General features: G+C 43.9%; 12 protein-coding genes and 1 riboswitch. Of the genes, 6 read left to right on the forward strand and 6 right to left on the reverse strand.

The window, feature by feature from the left end:
- Positions 1–123: 123 nt before the first annotated feature.
- From ilvC to ilvD, 4 genes are all read right to left on the reverse strand, one after another.
- Positions 124–1,173 carry a ketol-acid reductoisomerase gene (ilvC, locus tag L990_RS11770; protein ID WP_047449409.1) on the reverse strand — a complete coding sequence of 350 codons (1,050 nt, stop codon included), beginning with the start codon at positions 1,171–1,173 and terminating at the stop codon, positions 124–126.
- Between the two features lie 236 nt (positions 1,174–1,409).
- Positions 1,410–1,709, reverse strand: coding sequence for a hypothetical protein (locus L990_RS11775; RefSeq protein ID WP_156121524.1), 300 nt, complete (start codon positions 1,707–1,709; stop codon positions 1,410–1,412).
- A gap of 15 nt (positions 1,710–1,724) precedes the next feature.
- A complete protein-coding gene (gene ilvB / locus L990_RS11780) occupies positions 1,725–3,449 on the reverse strand; it encodes a biosynthetic-type acetolactate synthase large subunit (RefSeq protein WP_052180955.1) in 1,725 nt (574 codons plus the stop codon).
- Between the two features lie 6 nt (positions 3,450–3,455).
- Positions 3,456–5,129 carry a dihydroxy-acid dehydratase gene (ilvD, locus tag L990_RS11785; protein ID WP_047449415.1) on the reverse strand — a complete coding sequence of 558 codons (1,674 nt, stop codon included), beginning with the start codon at positions 5,127–5,129 and terminating at the stop codon, positions 3,456–3,458.
- Positions 5,130–6,058: 929 nt separating this feature from the next.
- Here ilvD and L990_RS11790 point away from each other — a divergent pair.
- Together L990_RS11790 and L990_RS11795 are read left to right on the forward strand one after the other, a co-directional pair.
- The gene (locus L990_RS11790) at positions 6,059–7,237 is read left to right on the forward strand and encodes an MFS transporter (protein WP_047449418.1); all 1,179 of its coding nucleotides are present in this window, start codon (positions 6,059–6,061) and stop codon (positions 7,235–7,237) included.
- A gap of 174 nt (positions 7,238–7,411) precedes the next feature.
- Complete coding sequence (locus tag L990_RS11795; RefSeq protein WP_047449421.1) at positions 7,412–9,037, forward strand: AMP-binding protein; 1,626 nt, start codon at positions 7,412–7,414, stop codon at positions 9,035–9,037.
- A gap of 199 nt (positions 9,038–9,236) precedes the next feature.
- On the opposite strand, the gene L990_RS11800 is transcribed toward L990_RS11795, so the two are convergent.
- Together L990_RS11800 and L990_RS11805 are read right to left on the reverse strand one after the other, a co-directional pair.
- The gene (locus tag L990_RS11800) at positions 9,237–9,968 is read right to left on the reverse strand and encodes a helix-turn-helix transcriptional regulator (protein ID WP_047449423.1); all 732 of its coding nucleotides are present in this window, start codon (positions 9,966–9,968) and stop codon (positions 9,237–9,239) included.
- A gap of 7 nt (positions 9,969–9,975) precedes the next feature.
- On the reverse strand, positions 9,976–10,719 hold the full coding sequence (locus tag L990_RS11805) for a helix-turn-helix transcriptional regulator (RefSeq protein WP_047449425.1): 744 nt from the start codon (positions 10,717–10,719) through the stop codon (positions 9,976–9,978).
- A gap of 1,631 nt (positions 10,720–12,350) precedes the next feature.
- On the opposite strand from L990_RS11805, the gene L990_RS19285 reads away from it, so the two are divergent.
- The 4 genes from L990_RS19285 (at position 12,351) to thiC (ending at position 17,182) form a co-directional block, all read left to right on the forward strand.
- On the forward strand, positions 12,351–13,949 hold the full coding sequence (locus tag L990_RS19285) for a BACON domain-containing protein (protein WP_081981695.1): 1,599 nt from the start codon (positions 12,351–12,353) through the stop codon (positions 13,947–13,949).
- Between the two features lie 335 nt (positions 13,950–14,284).
- A riboswitch (TPP riboswitch) is annotated at positions 14,285–14,379 on the forward strand.
- Positions 14,380–14,437: 58 nt separating this feature from the next.
- Positions 14,438–15,205: a sulfide-dependent adenosine diphosphate thiazole synthase gene (locus L990_RS11815; RefSeq protein ID WP_047449437.1), complete on the forward strand. Its 768-nt coding sequence runs from the start codon at positions 14,438–14,440 to the stop codon at positions 15,203–15,205.
- 2 nt (positions 15,206–15,207) lie between these two features.
- Positions 15,208–15,831 carry a thiamine phosphate synthase gene (thiE, locus tag L990_RS11820; RefSeq protein ID WP_047449428.1) on the forward strand — a complete coding sequence of 208 codons (624 nt, stop codon included), beginning with the start codon at positions 15,208–15,210 and terminating at the stop codon, positions 15,829–15,831.
- A 73-nt stretch (positions 15,832–15,904) separates the two neighbouring features.
- Complete coding sequence (gene thiC / locus L990_RS11825; protein ID WP_197057276.1) at positions 15,905–17,182, forward strand: phosphomethylpyrimidine synthase ThiC; 1,278 nt, start codon at positions 15,905–15,907, stop codon at positions 17,180–17,182.
- Positions 17,183–17,286 lie beyond the last annotated feature (104 nt).

The raw sequence follows: 17,286 nt of genomic DNA on the forward strand, positions 1-17,286 counted from the left end.
TATCCCAGTATTCATATCTCACATCTCAGCACTCATGCCACATATCCCAGTACTCATGTCACATATCCCAGTACTCGTATCTCACATCTCTGTACTCACATCGCATATCGCATATCGCACATCTCACATCTCATTCTCAGGTCTAAGCCCTCTCACGGTCTTTCCCGTTCTCCAAAGCTCGCTCTCCCTGATCTCTGCCAGCTCCTTAGCCAACGTTTCGCGATAGTCGGGTCTACGGGCAGCCTCAATGGCAATGGCAGCCTCCTTACCTTCGCGCACACTTTGGTATAGCTCCTCAAAAACAGGACGAGTAGCCTCCCTAAACTTATGTCTCCAGTCCAGCGCACCACGTTGTGCCGTTACCGAGCAGTTGGCATACATCCAATCCATCCCATTCTCGGCAACTAGCGGCATAAGACTCTGCGTAAGCTCCTCTACCGTCTCATTAAAAGCCTCCGACGGCGTATGCCCCTTCTCTCTTAGTACCGCATACTGCGCTTCAAAGATTCCGGCAATGGCTCCCATTAGCACACCTCGTTCTCCCGTTAAATCGGAGTACACTTCTCGTTTAAAGTCGGTTTCGAACAGGTACCCCGAGCCTACTCCTACTCCATAGGCAATAACTCGTTCATACGCCTTGCCGCTAGCATTCTGGTAGATGGCATAGCTCGAGTTCAAACCCTTTCCCTGCAAAAACAACCGGCGTAAAGATGTTCCCGAGCCCTTTGGTGCCACCAAAACAACATCAACATCGGCCGGAGGAACAATTCCTGTCTGATCATTAAAGGTGATACCAAATCCATGCGAGAATCCCAGCGTTTTTCCTGCCGATAGGTGCTTGCTTACGGTTGCCCAACCGTCAATTTGTCCCCCATCAGACAATAGAAACTGCAGATAGGTTCCCCTATGGCAAGCCTCATCAATATCAAAGAGGTCTTTGCCTACTACCCAACCGTCGTTGATGGCCTTATTCCAGCTGGGCGAGTTTTTTCGTTGGCCAACAATCACGTTAAACCCATTATCTCTAAGATTCAGCGCCTGCCCTGGCCCCTGTACACCGTAGCCAAGCACTGCAATTACCTCATTCTTCATCACCTCTAGCGCCTTCTCTAACGGAAACTCTGCGCGTGTTACTACGTTCTCCTGAACGCCTCCAAAATCTAATAGTGCCATTGTTATTCTGTTTAAAAGTTATTCATAATAGATTCATTTGTAAAAAGCACGATGTGGATTTACCTCCCTGCCCTGCAGCTATGCCACTCCTTCGTTGCTACACGTAGCCTTTAGCGACTAAACCAACTTTTCTGAGACGCCTTTCTAGCTATTCTTTTCTACCTCGTGCTAACTGGGACAATACAGCCTTACTGCAGGTAAACCAAGGGGTAATCCATCATCGAACTCATCTCTGGTTAAGACACACCTAACGGAACGACCCTACTCATTCGCTGTCTCTTTATGGGCACATCCACCTTGGTATGGTAGGTTAGATGCGTATCTAGCACATCTACCGCCCTATTTATTTGTAGCTGTAGCTTATTTGCCTCGTCACGCTCGGCCACAAACACAATCCGGTATAGCGAGCTTCCTGTCTGGCTCTGCGAGCTTACGCTTAGCACTTCCATATGCCTGCGGCTAAACATCATCAGCACCTTGGTAAGCATACTTATGTGCTCGGCGCTATGCACCACCATCTCAAAATGTTCCTTCATCGTTCTATTTTTTAGTTACTTTAGTCTTACCTCGTTCACGGCGCATCCTGCTGGTACCATCGGGAATACGTTATCCTCCTTCTCTACCACAACCTCCAAAAAGTAGGGACCGCTACATTTTAGCATCCGCTCTACGGCCAACGGCAGTTCCTCCTGCTTGTCCACCTTCTCGTATGGTATTCCATACCCCTTTACAATCATTCCAAAATCAGGATTGCTCATCTCCACAAACGAGTAGCGTTTCTCGAAAAAGAGTTCCTGCCACTGCCGCACCATTCCTAGGAAGTTATTGTTTAGCAATACTATTTTCACGGGGATATTCTCGTTCGAGATGGTTCCCAACTCCTGAATTTTCATCTGCAGTCCACCATCTCCAATCACCGCAACCGTGGTTCTGTGCAGTGCTCCAAGTGCCGCCCCCATCGAAGCAGGAAGCCCAAAGCCCATTGTACCCAACCCTCCAGAGGTTATCTGGCTTCTTTGCCGCTTAAATGGATAGTATCTCGATGTCACCATCTGATGCTGCCCCACATCGGTAACTACCACGGCCTCTCCTTCAGTTTTTTCAGCAACCTCTTTCACTACCATCCCCATAGTAATCCCCTTTTTAGGATGTAGCTGATTTTCGATAACCTCTTGCTGCTCCGTAGCCATACATTCCTTAAAGCGCGCTACCCAACTTCCATGCTCCCTCCTACTTATGCAAGCACACAAGGCCTCCAACGCCTCCTTTGCATCGGCAAGTACAGGAACATCAACAGGTACGTTCTTTCCAATCTCTGCTTCATCAATATCTATGTGGATGATCTTCGCTTTTTTGGCATAGCGCGATAAATCTCCCGTAACCCTGTCGTCAAAGCGCATTCCTACGGCAACCAGCAGGTCACACTCATTGGTAAGCAAGTTCGGACCATAATTTCCGTGCATTCCCAGCAATCCCACATACAAAGGATGATCTGTAGGGAACGAAGAGAGCCCCAAAAGTGTCTGCGCTACAGGAATCCCGCTTATTTCAGCCAGCTGCAGCAGCTCTTTCTCAGCCCCCGATAGCGTAACGCCTTGCCCTACCAGCATCATTGGCCTACAAGCCTCATTTATCAGCGCAGCAGCCGCCTCTACCTGCTTCATGCTTAGCGTTGGCTTAACTTTAACTCCCTTAGAGCTACTCCACGGAGTGTAGCTGTATGGCGCCTTAGCAAACTGTATATCCTTGGGGATATCAACCAGCACAGGCCCAGGCCTACCGCTACGCGCAATGTAAAAGGCTCGTGCAATAACATCGGGAATCTCCTCCACGCTTCTAATCTGCACGCTCCACTTGGTTATCGGCAGCGAAATATTCATGATATCAATCTCCTGAAAGGCATCAGTTCCCAACAGCTTACCGCCAACCTGTCCTGTAAGGCACACCACAGGCGTACTATCTAGATAGGCGTCTGCAATTCCCGTTACAAGGTTGGTAGCGCCTGGTCCCGAGGTCGCCAAGGCAACGCCAACCTTTCCGCTACTACGGGCATAGCCCTGCGCGGCGTGTATCGCCCCCTGCTCGTGGCGCACTAGAATATGCCTCAGCTCATTCTTATAATCAAAAAGCGCATCGTAAGTTGGCATAATGCCTCCTCCTGGATACCCAAAAAGGATGTCTACATTCTCGCAAAGCAACGTTCGTACAATAGCCTCAGCGCCCGTTATCGGCTGCTCGCTTCTGCGCAGCGTTTCGCCATACTGAATATTTTCCATAGTCTACTATCTATCCGTTATACATCCTTTCGATGCGCTCGATACTAAAGCGGCATACTTGTACAGGTAGCCCGTCGTTGCGGTGGGCGCTGGCGCTTTCCAGCCCTTTCTGCGCGACTCAAACTCCGCGTCGCTCACATTCGCAGCTAAGGTGTTCTGCTCCGCATCAATGGTTATCACATCCCCATCTTCAATCAACCCTAGCGGACCTCCAACTGCCGCTTCTGGGGTTATATGTCCAACAACAAAGCCATGCGAACCTCCCGAAAATCGGCCATCGGTTATCAGCGCAACCTCCTTACCCAATCCAGCACCCATAATCGCCGATGTAGGCTTAAGCATCTCTGGCATACCAGGTCCTCCTTTCGGTCCAACGTTACGAATCACCACCACATCGCCCTTTACAACCTTACCCGTCGAGATTCCCTCGTTGGCAGCCGCCTCTCCATCAAAAACTTTTGCTCGTCCTGTAAAACGAATCCCCTCTTTGCCGGTTATTTTGGCTACTGCGCCTTCTGGCGCTAGGTTTCCATACATAACTCTTAGGTGTCCCGATGATTTTAGCGGCCGTTCTAGCGGAACAATCACATCTTGCTCTTCCGAAAGATCTGCTGCCTCTGCAAGATTCTCTGCCAACGTCTTCCCTGTTACGGTTAGGCAGTCACCATACAAAAAACCTTTCTTCAGCAGGTACTTCATCACTGCAGGAGTTCCTCCTATGGCATGAATATCCTCCATCATGTACTTACCGCTGGGTTTTAGGTCGCCAATAAGCGGCGTTTTATCGCTAATTCGCTGAAAGTCGGTTAGCAAAAGCTCCACTCCAATTGTCTTGGCCATGGCCAGCAGGTGGAGCACCATGTTGGTCGATCCACCCAGCGCAATGGCCACGGTTATGGCATTCTCAAATGCCTTTTTAGTAAGGATATCGCTTGGTTTTATGTCTTTCTCAAGAAGTTGAAGCATTGCCTCGCCTGCAGCAACACACTCCTGCTGCTTTTCCTTGCTCACCGCAGGATTCGAGGAGGAATAGGGCAACGACAACCCCAAAGCTTCAATAGCCGTTGCCATCGTGTTGGCCGTATACATCCCTCCGCAAGCACCAGGCCCCGGACAGCTCTTCCTGATGATACTCTTGTACTCCAACTCGTCTATATTGCCTGCTACCCGTTCGCCATACGCCTCAAAAGCCGAAACGATGTTCAACTTTTTGCCATTGTGTACTCCTGCAGCAATGGTTCCTCCATACACAACTATCGAGGGGCGATTTAAGCGTGCCATTGCCATTACAGCCCCCGGCATATTCTTATCGCAGCCAACAACGGCAATAACACCGTCGTAGTGCTGAGCGCTTACCACCGTTTCAATGCTATCTGCAATAACTTCCCTCGAAGGAAGAGAGTAGCGCATCCCCTCTGTCCCATTTGCAATACCATCACTCACCCCAATGGTATGAAAAATCAGCCCAAGCAGCTCCTTTTTCGAACAACCTTGCTTTACCTCCTTAGCCAGATCATTCAAATGCATATTACATGGATTTCCTTCGTAACCAGTGCTTACAATACCTACCTGAGGCTTCTTCAAATCTTCCTCTGTTAGCCCAAGCGCGTAAAACATCGCTTGCGAAGCAGGTAGCGTATCGTTCTGCGTTACATTTCTGCTGTACTTATTCAACTCCATGACAAAAAATTGTTTTTATTACGTTAGGTATCAGTTAATATCAAAAAAAAAATCCTGCCTCTTTTCGGTGAGACAGGATCGTACTATTGCGCTAACACACTATACTCCAGCCTCACCCACTCGGTAGAATGACGATAATAATGAGCACAATAATGACGCTAATTCGACCTGCCAAATGCAGGCGAATCAGACTTCCTAATCCTACTATGTTCGAGAATTCTCTCATGCTCATTTTCCGTTTCCGTCCGTTTCCTATTCTACTCTACTCTAAAAACAAAAAAGCCTTCGCGGTTTTGTCCGGAAGGCTCGTGCTCATATCTTGCAGCTGCATACTACCCTCCGAACTGTGACCTAAAAATCACAATGACTAGAAAGCTAATAATATGCAGGCCAAAATTCGACATCACAATTGTTGTGTTTTGTTCGGTTGCAATATAGGGAACTATTATTTTGATGGTACAACATTTTTAAAGGTTTATTTCTAAATATTTTTTGAGACACCAAAACATCCACACGCAAACATCTACAAAACAAACAAATAAACCACCAATTTTTATTTTGTTAATTTTTACACAAGCCTGTTTTTTACCATTTATCAACATTAATGCACCATTTTAGTTTCACCTACAAAAAAGATATTCAGATATAAATTATAGCAACAGATATAAAGCCATACTAAGATTGGCACGAACGAATTTAAGCGCAACCAATAATTTCAAAACAAATTATTACATGCCGTTATCTTCCTGTCAACACCTACTTTTCACCATCAAAAAACTCTTTTTTACCATCAAAACGTCATTTTTTTGTCAACTTCCCCAAATAACGTCCAAAATAGCCATGCAAAACAGCCGTCTTTATAAAGTAAAACAGCCCAAAATCAGAGAGCATTTATCCCTCAATAGCTATCTTCGTCCAAAATTTATTCAATGGATTTCAGCCTTCGCAACAACATCATCAACCTTTATGTAGTTAAAATAGCCAAATGGTTCATGCTGGTTATGCCTATTGTTGTACTTTTCTATAATGCGCACGGGCTAAGCATGAAAGAGGTGTTCATCCTCCAAGCAATCTACTCTATTTCGATAGTTGCTTGGGAAATTCCATCTGGTTATGTAGCCGATGTAATTGGACGGAAAAAAAGTTTGGTCATTGGAGCCGTACTCGGATTTCTTGGATACCTTATATATAGCTGCACGTATGGATTCTGGGGCTTTGTATTGGCCGAGGTTACGTTAGGCATTGGTCAAAGCATGATATCCGGTGCCGATTCTGCGCTTTTATACGACTCGCTCATTCACGCAAAAAAAGAGCGGGAGTACAACCGATACGAAGGGCTAACTACCTCCATCGGAAACTTCGCAGAAGCGTTAGGCGGAATTCTTGGCGGACTTCTAGCTATATATTCTATCAGATATCCGTACTACGCACAGGCTGCAGTTGCGTTTATTGCCATTCCATCATCCATCTTACTAAAGGAGCCTCCTCTAAAAACCCAAAAACGGAAACCAAACTGGACCGACATTTTCAAAATTATAAAGGAAACGCTGCACAGCAACCCTAAGCAGAAATGGAATACCCTTTTCTCTTCATTCACAGGAGCATCAACGCTTACAATGGCTTGGTTTGCCCAACCCTACTTCAACGAAGCCAACCTGCCTATCCAATGGTTTGGCATCGTTTGGACCATCTTAAATCTCGTTGTAGGTATTAGCGCAATTTATGCCTTCAAAATAGAAAAACGGTTTGGTCCTGTAGCAACCGTAACGGGTTTTACCATACTACTTAGCCTATCCTATATCCTGCTCGCTTTGAAAATATGGTTACCAGGCCTATCTATTTTGCTCCTATTCTACATTGCCAGAGGCATAGCCACCCCTACTCTTAAGGATTATGTAAATAGAATTACAGAGTCTGATGTAAGAGCAACGGTTCTATCTATTCGAAATTTCACAATCCGAATAATATTTGCCGTAATGGGCCCAATCTACGGATGGTGTATCGATGCATATGGACTAAAAGAGGCGCTATTTCTAGCTGGTGCTCTCTATTCTCTTTTCAATTTTGTTACCCTTTTCTACTTTATTAAGTACAAAACCTACGAGTAGCATACCTCCTCATGACATCATTTAACGTAATGCGATACATCAACATCCAAAACATTTACAACTATTTACACAAAACACGTATAAAAAAAAGGCATAATATTTGCCAATAAAGGAATAAGAAACGCTGCGGTGAACGTTTTTCTACTACATTTGCCGCACTCTTACTTTGAATTGATGTTGAGATTTTCAATTAATTCGCTAAAGGATTTATTCGAAGAGAGCACGATGCGTTATGCAGGAAACACCGCGTATTCGTATACCAACGGCGAAACCTACACTTACAACGATATTCGTGCAAAAGTAGAAGTAATCCAAGCACAGATGAGCGATTTAGGGCTTACGTCTGGCGACAAGATTGCTATCCTTAGCCAAAACATGCCAAACTGGAACATCGCCTACTTTGCAATTACCACTGCAGGAATGATCGCTGTACCAATCCTACCCGACTTCTCTCCTGCCGAGATATCGAATATACTAGAGCATTCGCAGTCGCGAGCAATATTTGTATCAGACAGGCTACGTTCAAAGATCGAAGAAGAAGCGGTAAGCAAGCTTTCAACTATTTATAGTATAGACAACCTATCCTTAGTAAAAGGCGAAAAAGTTACTTCTAGCGCAACGGTAAAGGCTACGCCTATGCCCGATGACTTAGCGGTTATCATATATACATCAGGAACAACAGGCCGTTCTAAAGGCGTAATGCTTAGCCATAAGAACTTGGCTAGCGAGGTTATGATGGCCTCAGACCTTCAGCCTGTTTATCCCGAAGATGTTTTTCTCTCCATACTTCCCCTTTCCCATACCTACGAATCGTCGTTAGGAATGCTGCTTCCATTCTACGGAGGCTCCTCGGTTGTGTATATGGAGAAACCACCCGCAGCATCAACATTGGTTCCGCTTCTAAAAAAGGTACAACCAACCATAATGCTCAGCGTTCCGCTAATTATCGAAAAGATATACAAAGGGCAAATTCTTCCCAAGTTTACCCAAAGCAAGGTTGTAAAGATGCTCTACTCAATTGCTCCTATTCGCAAAATGCTTAATAGAGTTGCTGGGAAGAAACTGATGGAAACCTTCGGAGGACGTATTCGCTTCTTTGGCATCGGAGGAGCAAAGCTCGATCCTATTGTAGAGAAGTTTTTAATGGAAGCCAAGTTCCCCATCGCCATTGGCTATGGGCTTACCGAAACGGCACCGCTACTGGCTGGCACAAATCCTCAAATGGCAACCTTTCAATCCACAGGTCCAGCCATTAATGGTGTATCTATCCGCATCGACAACCCAAACCCTCAAACGGGGGAAGGCGAAATTGTATGCAGCGGTCCCAATATTATGATGGGCTACTATAAGGACGAGGAGCAAACCAAGGCAGCCTTCACCGAAGATGGCTGGTTTAAAACAGGAGACCTTGGCATTGTCGACAAAAAGGGATTTATCTACATTAAAGGTAGACTAAAAAATATGATACTAGGGCCAAGCGGCGAAAACATCTACCCCGAAGAGATCGAATCTGTAATTAATGAGTATTCTTTTGTGGTCGAATCCTTGGTTGTCGAAAAAAAGGGTAAGCTTGTTGCCATGGTTCACTTTAACTATGAGGAACTAGAGAAGCAGTTCCACCATATGAAGGAGGATGCCATCAGAAGCTTCAACGAAAAGGTCGAGAAGATGAAGGCGGAGCTACAAGACTATGTAAATGCCCGTGTCAACAAGTTCTCTAAGATATCTCTTGTGATAGAACAAAAGGTACAATTTGAGAAAACCCCAACTCATAAAATAAAAAGATACCTATACTGGTAGTCTTTTCTGGAATAATGCTAACAGGCGCTTCGAAATAGAAATTTGAGGCGCCTTGTTAGTTTTAGCCGGCAAACCATCCTCGTTCCTGTGCATAATAGTATATCGAGAGTATATTTTTGCTCCAATTAAAAGAAGCAAACGAAATCAAAGCAGTAAGCAATAGCCTCATCGGCATAAGTTTATTACGCCTCAATTCGTCCTACTTTAACAATCCTGATTGAAGCGCAACATAAACCGCTTCTGTAATATTCTCAACATTTAGCTTTGCGAAGATTCGCTTCTTATAGTACTTGATATAGGTAATATTCTGGTTTAGCATCTTCGCCATCTTTTGCTCGTTGTAGCCTAATGTGGCAAAATGCAGAATGGTAAGCTCCTCTTCCTTTAAGACCGTATTATCATACGGGACAAACTTCTCCTTCAGCGGAAGGTATATCTGCCGCTTATCCCCATCGTACATATAAATAGTCGTTTTCTGAACCTTCTCCCTTCTACCTGGCTTTATTACGCACAAATACACCCATGGTAAACCATCAACATTAAAGTATAACGGATGGCATACGCAGTCTACGTTAACTAGCATTCCCATCTTCGTTCTAAGCTTAAACGATGAGTTTATAACAATGCTTTTCAATGATTTTTCTTGGATTAACGAGGCTATTGTCTGAAAACGAATACGATTTTCCTCTATTTTATCTTCCTGATTCTCGCTTGCAAGTAGCATCCGAATAGCTTCATCTGTATTGCTAGGCAGCTCTTCCCGTTTATATCCTGTCAGAAGGACAAAAGAATCAGAGTAGAAAAAATATTCCCATGCCAAAGCGTCCAACAGCATACATTTTAATCCTATTGAATGGGCCATTATCGAAATATGGCGCTCTATATTTTTAATATCATCATTAAAACCTAGCTTAACCTTTGCTTTATCCATATCTATTTTATTTTCCCAAAAGACCCAACTTGTGAATTGTAAAAAGAGCCTGAGGCATATTCTTTACGTTTAGCCGCATAAACAGCTTATACTTTATATTTTTCAGATCAGGCATTGATATATTCATCTTTTCGCAAATTTCCACTTCACTAAAGCCCTGGCCCGAATAGTTGATTATTTGTAGTTCTGTTGGCGTTAGCTCTACTTTCTTTAATTCTTGAAACTTTTCATTTTTGAAATCATACTTAAAGTTTTTCTCATTTTTGCCATATGATATCACCAAAAAAGGCAAGTCATGCTCCTTCTCTGGCCTGACAATAAAAAGCATGCTGCGAAGCTTATCGCCTACAAAATCTACAGGGATTCCCACTATTGTAAATTGCCGAAAATGCTTGTCTAACTTAAGAAACAGTCCAAACGTCAAGTTAAAGTTCCAGCCTAGATTTTTACCATCAGCGGACAAAAAATGGTGAACCGCCTTGTTTATTTGATTCAGCAGCGCGATTCCCTCCTCATTCAAATGATCCACCCAAAAAGCGTAATCCAACTCCCGTTCAAACTTAGTGTCGCTAATCTTAGGGTTATACGAAGCCATAAAGATCTTCCTACAATACTCATCCACATAGTACAATGTACTTTCGGATATTTTTGCATAAGTGGCAAATGTTATGACATGATTTTCATACGTCACTTCATCAAGCCCCTCCCCAAACTCCATGTTCTCATAAAAAAAAGACAACCGTCCAACCATAACAAAAATTTTATAGGGCTAAATAACTATTCAAACAACACGTTAATAAACTGCAAGAGCGTACTAATAGTAAAGCCCTCCTAATTCATAATATTACACTAACAGGCCGGCATCCCCCATGCGAACCTATATCTACTTCTTACAATCGAATGAAAAAAGATTGATATTATTAGGTTCTGCCAGCAGGTAACATAAATATACAAACCTCTAAACCTTATTATCCATGCAAAGAACCATTAAGTCAATCCAAAGCAAGAAAAACGGCATACTCCAAAAACAAAAATCCTAGAAGATTAATAAACAGAAGACTGACATCCTAGAGATAACCCTCTTTAGCCATATTGTCAACAAGTTTATCATGCAAGATGAGAATGAGTTAATTTAGAATGAAGAAACAGCCATAAAACTAAACACCGAGATCTAAACAAACATTCCCCATATATTTGTTTCGATTAACAAGCTTCGGCCAAAAAACGCCTCAACAACCGCTCTAATTACAATACCGTATGCAACAATTTAGCGGTTTGGGTATTAGACGGATTAAAATAAAAACAAGACCTTGCTAATTGTTTTAAATCTTTACGCCTTAGTTTCGTAAGAATCGGCACCAAAATATAGGCTAAAGTCAACCTATACTTTCTTCTTCTAAATAATATCATCTCTTACAAGACTCCTGCTAAGATTAAAAATGAGCCGCTGTAAAACATGCTTTAACCACTGTTTTAACTGTTTGCAAATATAGAAAACATGTTCAATCAACTACACATGACACCTTTATCGTTTGTGAATTTTAAAACATTAAATATACTTTTGTTTACATTTGAACGACAGCTGGATCTATTCATAAAACGCATTTGTTTATTTATAAAGATATTAACTCACAACAAAAACCTCACACGATCCTTATAAAAGCTCCATGCTGTATCTTTTCATTTTGTATAACAACATACATTTTAAAATCTTTTAATCGACATAGCCTCCCCTCTTTTTATCGTACTCCAAAGCTCAAAACTCTCCCCCAACGCATACTTATCCTTTTAAAGCAAGCATCTACCGCATCTTAATCCTTGCATCCCTCACTCCAATCACTATCCATGCTAATATTCTTTCTATTATAGAGTTAAAGCCTACACCTTCAAATAACGAATTCTATATTACTTCAACCCCAAACCTACACTCAGCAACTTCTCCAACATTTAATGCCACAACCTAAACACCTTGCGTTATGTATTACATATATTAATATTTGTTAGCAGTAGTTTTAATGTTCGTTAGCCATTGTTGTATACTTTTGTCGCAAACATGAACAATCATCTACTTTGTTCATAAATATATTGGTTAAGGGATTTCTAAAGGATAAGCTTTAGTCGATTTCTAAAGAACACCACAGTATAAAAGTATCTACAGAGAGTTTCTTCTCACCTATTTTCGGATACTACGTTTTGTGCTGAAGGAATAGTCGTTTTTACGATTGAACTTACTATACCATATCATGGCTAAAGATTGCAGCCTTTAGCCCAGTATGCGCCTATATCGTAGGTTTATAGGTTCTTTAGAGGACAGTTACTCCCCCGAAATTCCATCAATAACCACATTACAGTTTACTAATTAATAACCAAAGCCCAATTTAAATGAACTTACGGAAAACCGTTTTAGTACTATTGCTTCTACAGACACTTTTCATGCTTAGCTGTAGCAAAAAAAACGAACAGCTCGATTCTATTAAGCTCTCAAAAGAAAGCACCTCGTTTCTACCTATCGAATCTTCGGAAAAGCTGGCCATTATGTGTAATGGGAAATGGGAGGCTACAGCTGATGCTCCCTGGATTAAGCTATCGCCTACTAGCGGAGAGGGTAATGGAGAGGTCGAGATTGCTGTTGAAGACAACCTTGAGCAAACAAGTAGAACCGCCACTATTCGCTTTAAATCTGGTAGTACAACTAAAGTATTTACTGTAAATCAAGAAAAAAGCGATAGGTCAATCACCATCGATAAGCAGAATATTTATGTTGATTTTCAGAATCACGAAGAGGAGCTTACAATAAAGAGTACCAGAAGCTGGAAGGTATCTACGCCAACCGAAAGTTGGATTTCCATATCAAAAGCAGCAGGTACTGGCACCGAGAGTATTAAAATTACAATTTTACCGAGTACGCTTGTTGGGGTTGAAAGAAGCGCTTCGCTTCAGATTATTTCGGGTAAAGAGGTTGCAACGCTCAATGTAAAACAGGAGGGCAAGCCCCTTGAGTTCAAAGCCACCGATAACGATATTGAAACAGACAGCAACGGAGGTAACAAAATCGTAGCTATCAACGCAAATACCTCTTGGAGAGTGGCAGGAGACATCCCTCAATGGATCACTCTTTCAACAAAGCAAGGAGATGGCAACGCAAAGGTAAATATTACCATTGCGAAATACGATAATGAAGCAGCTCGGTCTGCAACACTAAAGGTTATTGCCTTTACTGGCGATAAGGAACTTGGCAACCTTTCCATTAAAGTATACCAAGCAGGCCGACCTAAGGTTAATCCGTTAAGAGTAAAGGATAGCTTAGCGCTAGCTGCCCTTTATAAGTCGGCGGGAGGTGAACAATGGAAAGAAAAATGGGACTTAAGCAAGCCCATCAGCACCTACCACGGCGTCAAAATAAAAGACGACAGAGTTGTTGTTATCAACCTTTGGAATAATGGTCTAAAAGGAACCATTCCAAACGAGCTAACAGAGCTAAACCAGCTTTGGGAAATCCAGCTTGGCCATAACGAGCTCACCGGTAAAATACCAGAAGACTGGAGCAAGCTAACCCTTTTGACATTTTTCAAAATGCCGTACAACAATCTGGAGGGAACAATCCCAACTTCGTTAGCTAGGTGCAAGCATCTAATGGAGCTTATCCTTGATGAGAATAAGCTAACAGGAACTATCCCTACAGAGCTAATCAACCTAGAGCTGCTAACCAACCTGCTACTTTCCGGAAATAAGCTAGAGGGAACTATCCCATCTTTTAAAGGATCGAGCCTTGCAATGCTTTACCTGCAAAATAATAACCTAACAGGCTCCATCCCGAACTCTATAGGAAACCTCCCCCAATTGCAACGTCTAGGTCTTAAGTTAAATAAACTCTCAGGTATAGTTCCTTCTAAGCTTCAACAAAATTCTCATTGGGACGAATGGGAGAAATATAACCTAATTACCCTACAACAAAACGGAGTGGTACTACCATTAAAATAGCAGCAATAGCTACTTAAATAGATTAAAAGCCATAAAGAAAGATCATCCGTGCCATAGCAGCATACTGTAGACGGTGTTTATTCAATCCCCCTTGTTTTTTCACCACACCACCACTCTACAATGTGCTAAGAGCAAAAAGCATCGGGTGATCTTTCTTCCTTTTACTCCGCACAAAGGCAATAGCGATTCTTTACTCAAATCATATCCTAACAAAGGCAGCTACTTGGTAGCTGCCTTCTATTTTTACAGAAGCATATCCCCGAAAAAAGGAAGATGCTGCCCCTAAACATATAAAACAAGCTTGCACGATAGGCAAAGAAGTGTACCTTTACCTGCAAATAAGCTAGGGGTGCCTAACATTACAGGCTGAGATTATACCCTTTAACCTGATCAGGATAATACCTGCGTAGGGAAGTGTAGGACATTCGTCCATTTTTGCAATGCCATGCTCCGCATTCCGGCTTATTCATAATTTTAAACCTACTATTATGGAGCAAATTGTTTCTGCAGGAATTATTGATTCCTATTTCCGAAAGCTTAAAGAAAATCTTTCTGTCGATGTCGCCATTGTTGGAGGAGGTCCCTCTGGACTTGTAGCAGCCTACTTCCTTGCTCAAGGAGGTGCTCGAGTTGCCCTTTTCGAACGCAAGCTTGCCCCCGGAGGCGGTATGTGGGGTGGAGCTATGATGTTTAATGAAATTGTCGTTCAAGAAGATGCTATTGGCGTTTTAAAGGAATTTGGAATAAACCACGTAAAGTACCAGGAAGGATACTACACTGTTGATTCGGTACACGCCACTGCTGCCCTCACCTACCATGCTTCCCGAGTTGGAGCCACCATCTTTAACTGCACCTCCATAGAGGATGTTGTTTTCCATAACAACCGCGTTAGCGGATTGGTGATAAACTGGGCACCCGTACACCGCGAACGTATGCACGTCGACCCTCTTGTTATCATGTCTAAAGCAGTTATCGACGCCACCGGACACGATTGTGAGATAGCCCGCACGCTCGAACGCAAAAACGGAATTGTACTAAACACCGATACTGGTAAAGTTATGGGAGAGCGTTCGCTCGCCGTAGAAGAGGCCGAACGTACCACCATAGAGAACACCAAAGAAATTTATCCTGGACTATTTGTTTCCGGAATGGCTTCTAATGGAGTAAGCGGCAGCTACCGCATGGGCCCAATATTCGGGGGGATGCTCCTTTCTGGGAAAAAGGTTGCCGAAGATATCCTTGCTTCTATAAAGTAGCCATGACTCCTAGCAAAATAGGGCTTTACGTTATTATAACAAAGCCCACCCTTAGCTATAAGGCTATTGCCGAGCAGTGTGTGGCTAGCGGTATTACAATGCTTCAGCTGCGCGAAAAGCATTTGTCCGACGCCGAGCTGCTACGCGTTGCCCGCGACTTACGGGCAATTACTGCGGGAACAAATACGCAGCTTGTCATCAACGATCGTCCCGATATTGCTGAGCTATGCCGTGCCGACTTCCTGCATCTTGGTCAGGATGATATTCCTATTGATGATGCCCGAAAGATTGTTGGTGATATGAAAATTGGACTCTCCACCCACTCCATGCAGCAGGCTCAGGAGGCAATGAAACACGCTCCAGCCTATATAGGATTTGGACCAATATACCCAACCAACGCAAAGGCCAATCCGGATAAGCCAGTCGGAACCGAGCTGCTGAAGCAGGTACTTGGAGTTGCCTCTGTTCCCGTTGTGGCAATTGGTGGAATATTTCCCGAAAATATCCACGAGGTTGTAAAAGCGGGTGCTACCAACGTGTCGTTGGTTCGCCACTTTATGTCGGCAACCAGCACCAGCGAGCTACAGCTTAGGCTATCCGAAATTCAGCGTAAGCTAAACCCTTAAAAGGCATGATGAGGACAGTAGCACTACAATGTGAAGCTTTATAGCCTTCCCCAAACTAAAAAGACGAGAATAAATGATAACACAGCTAGAATATGCCAAGGCGGGTATTGTAACCCCCGAAATGAAAACTGTAGCAGCCTACGAAAAGGTAGACCCCACCTGGCTTTGCCACGAGGTTGCCCAAGGACATATCGTTATACCCAAAAACATCAACCACCAGTTCGACGCCAAAGGCGTAGGTGCAGGTATCAGCATCAAGGTGAACGCCAACATTGGCACCTCCGATCGCCACTGCTCGCTAGATGAGGAGCTCGAAAAGCTGGATGTTTCGGTAAAATATGGTGCCGATTCTGTAATGGATCTCTCTACTGGCGGCGACCTTCACCATACGCTAAATACCATCATTGGTAAATCGCCCATTATGGTAGGTACGGTACCCATATACAGCGTAGCAACGCGGCTACTTGCCCGTGGCGGAGCAATCGCCGACCTTGATCCAGAAGAGCTCTTCGCCGAAATTGAGTATCAAGCCAAAGCGGGAGTCGACTTTATGACGCTACATTGCGGAATAACCCAAACTTCGGTTTCCTTCCTCCAAAATCACGATCGTACCTGTGGTGTTGTAAGCCGAGGCGGCTCCATTTTAAAAAGATGGATGAAGGATAATGGCAAAGAAAATCCTCTTTACGAGCAGTACGACCGCATACTTAAAGTATGCCGCCAGTACGATGTAACCATAAGCCTTGGCGATGGATTCCGACCTGGCTGTGGAGACGACGCCACCGACCGCGGACAGATTGCCGAACTGCTAATTCTGGGCGAACTGGTTGATAGAGCCAGAGCCGCAGGCGTACAGGTTATGGTAGAAGGGCCTGGACATGTTCCCCTAAACCAAATAGAGATGAACATGAAAATAATGAAAAGGCTCTGCAACAACGCACCATTCTACGTGCTTGGTCCGCTACCTACCGACGCGGCTCCTGGATACGACCATATTGTTGGTGCAATTGGAGGAGCGCTAGCCGGGATGCACGGAGCCAACTTCCTCTGCTACGTAACGCCTGCCGAACACCTCTGTCTTCCCAACATCGACGACGTACGAGAAGGAGTCATAGCCAGCCGTATTGCCGCACAATGTGCCGATTCGGCCAACAACATCGGCAGCGCTCGGAACCGAGACCTAGCCATATCAAAAGCACGACGCGATTTAAGCTGGGAAGGGATGTTTGCTCACGCCATTAACCCCGAACAGGCACGCAAGCGTAAGCACGAGTCGGAAAGCCACAACGAAGATCACTGCACCATGTGCGGTAACCTTTGTGCCATAAAGAACGACACGCCAACTCTGTAATACCCTTAACAACTAATTCTGGTATAAAAAGCGATAAGCAAATCAGGCGAAGTTTTACCTCGCCTGATTTTATTTTAAAGCATGCTTTATACCCAAAATAAGCA

This window comes from Alistipes sp. ZOR0009, from assembly GCF_000798815.1.
In the GTDB taxonomy this organism is placed as follows: domain Bacteria; phylum Bacteroidota; class Bacteroidia; order Bacteroidales; family ZOR0009; genus Acetobacteroides.

Coding starts and splice junctions, on each gene's coding strand:
- thiE (WP_047449428.1), top strand. CDS start 15,208: ATGACTCCTAGCAAAATAGGGCTTTACGTTATTATAACAAAGCCCACC.
- L990_RS11775 (WP_156121524.1), bottom strand. CDS start 1,709: ATGAAGGAACATTTTGAGATGGTGGTGCATAGCGCCGAGCACATAAGT.
- ilvB (WP_052180955.1), bottom strand. CDS start 3,449: ATGGAAAATATTCAGTATGGCGAAACGCTGCGCAGAAGCGAGCAGCCG.
- L990_RS11790 (WP_047449418.1), top strand. CDS start 6,059: ATGGATTTCAGCCTTCGCAACAACATCATCAACCTTTATGTAGTTAAA.
- L990_RS11800 (WP_047449423.1), bottom strand. CDS start 9,968: ATGGATAAAGCAAAGGTTAAGCTAGGTTTTAATGATGATATTAAAAAT.
- L990_RS11795 (WP_047449421.1), top strand. CDS start 7,412: ATGTTGAGATTTTCAATTAATTCGCTAAAGGATTTATTCGAAGAGAGC.
- ilvC (WP_047449409.1), bottom strand. CDS start 1,173: ATGGCACTATTAGATTTTGGAGGCGTTCAGGAGAACGTAGTAACACGC.
- L990_RS11815 (WP_047449437.1), top strand. CDS start 14,438: ATGGAGCAAATTGTTTCTGCAGGAATTATTGATTCCTATTTCCGAAAG.
- L990_RS19285 (WP_081981695.1), top strand. CDS start 12,351: ATGAACTTACGGAAAACCGTTTTAGTACTATTGCTTCTACAGACACTT.
- ilvD (WP_047449415.1), bottom strand. CDS start 5,129: ATGGAGTTGAATAAGTACAGCAGAAATGTAACGCAGAACGATACGCTA.
- thiC (WP_197057276.1), top strand. CDS start 15,905: ATGATAACACAGCTAGAATATGCCAAGGCGGGTATTGTAACCCCCGAA.
- L990_RS11805 (WP_047449425.1), bottom strand. CDS start 10,719: ATGGTTGGACGGTTGTCTTTTTTTTATGAGAACATGGAGTTTGGGGAG.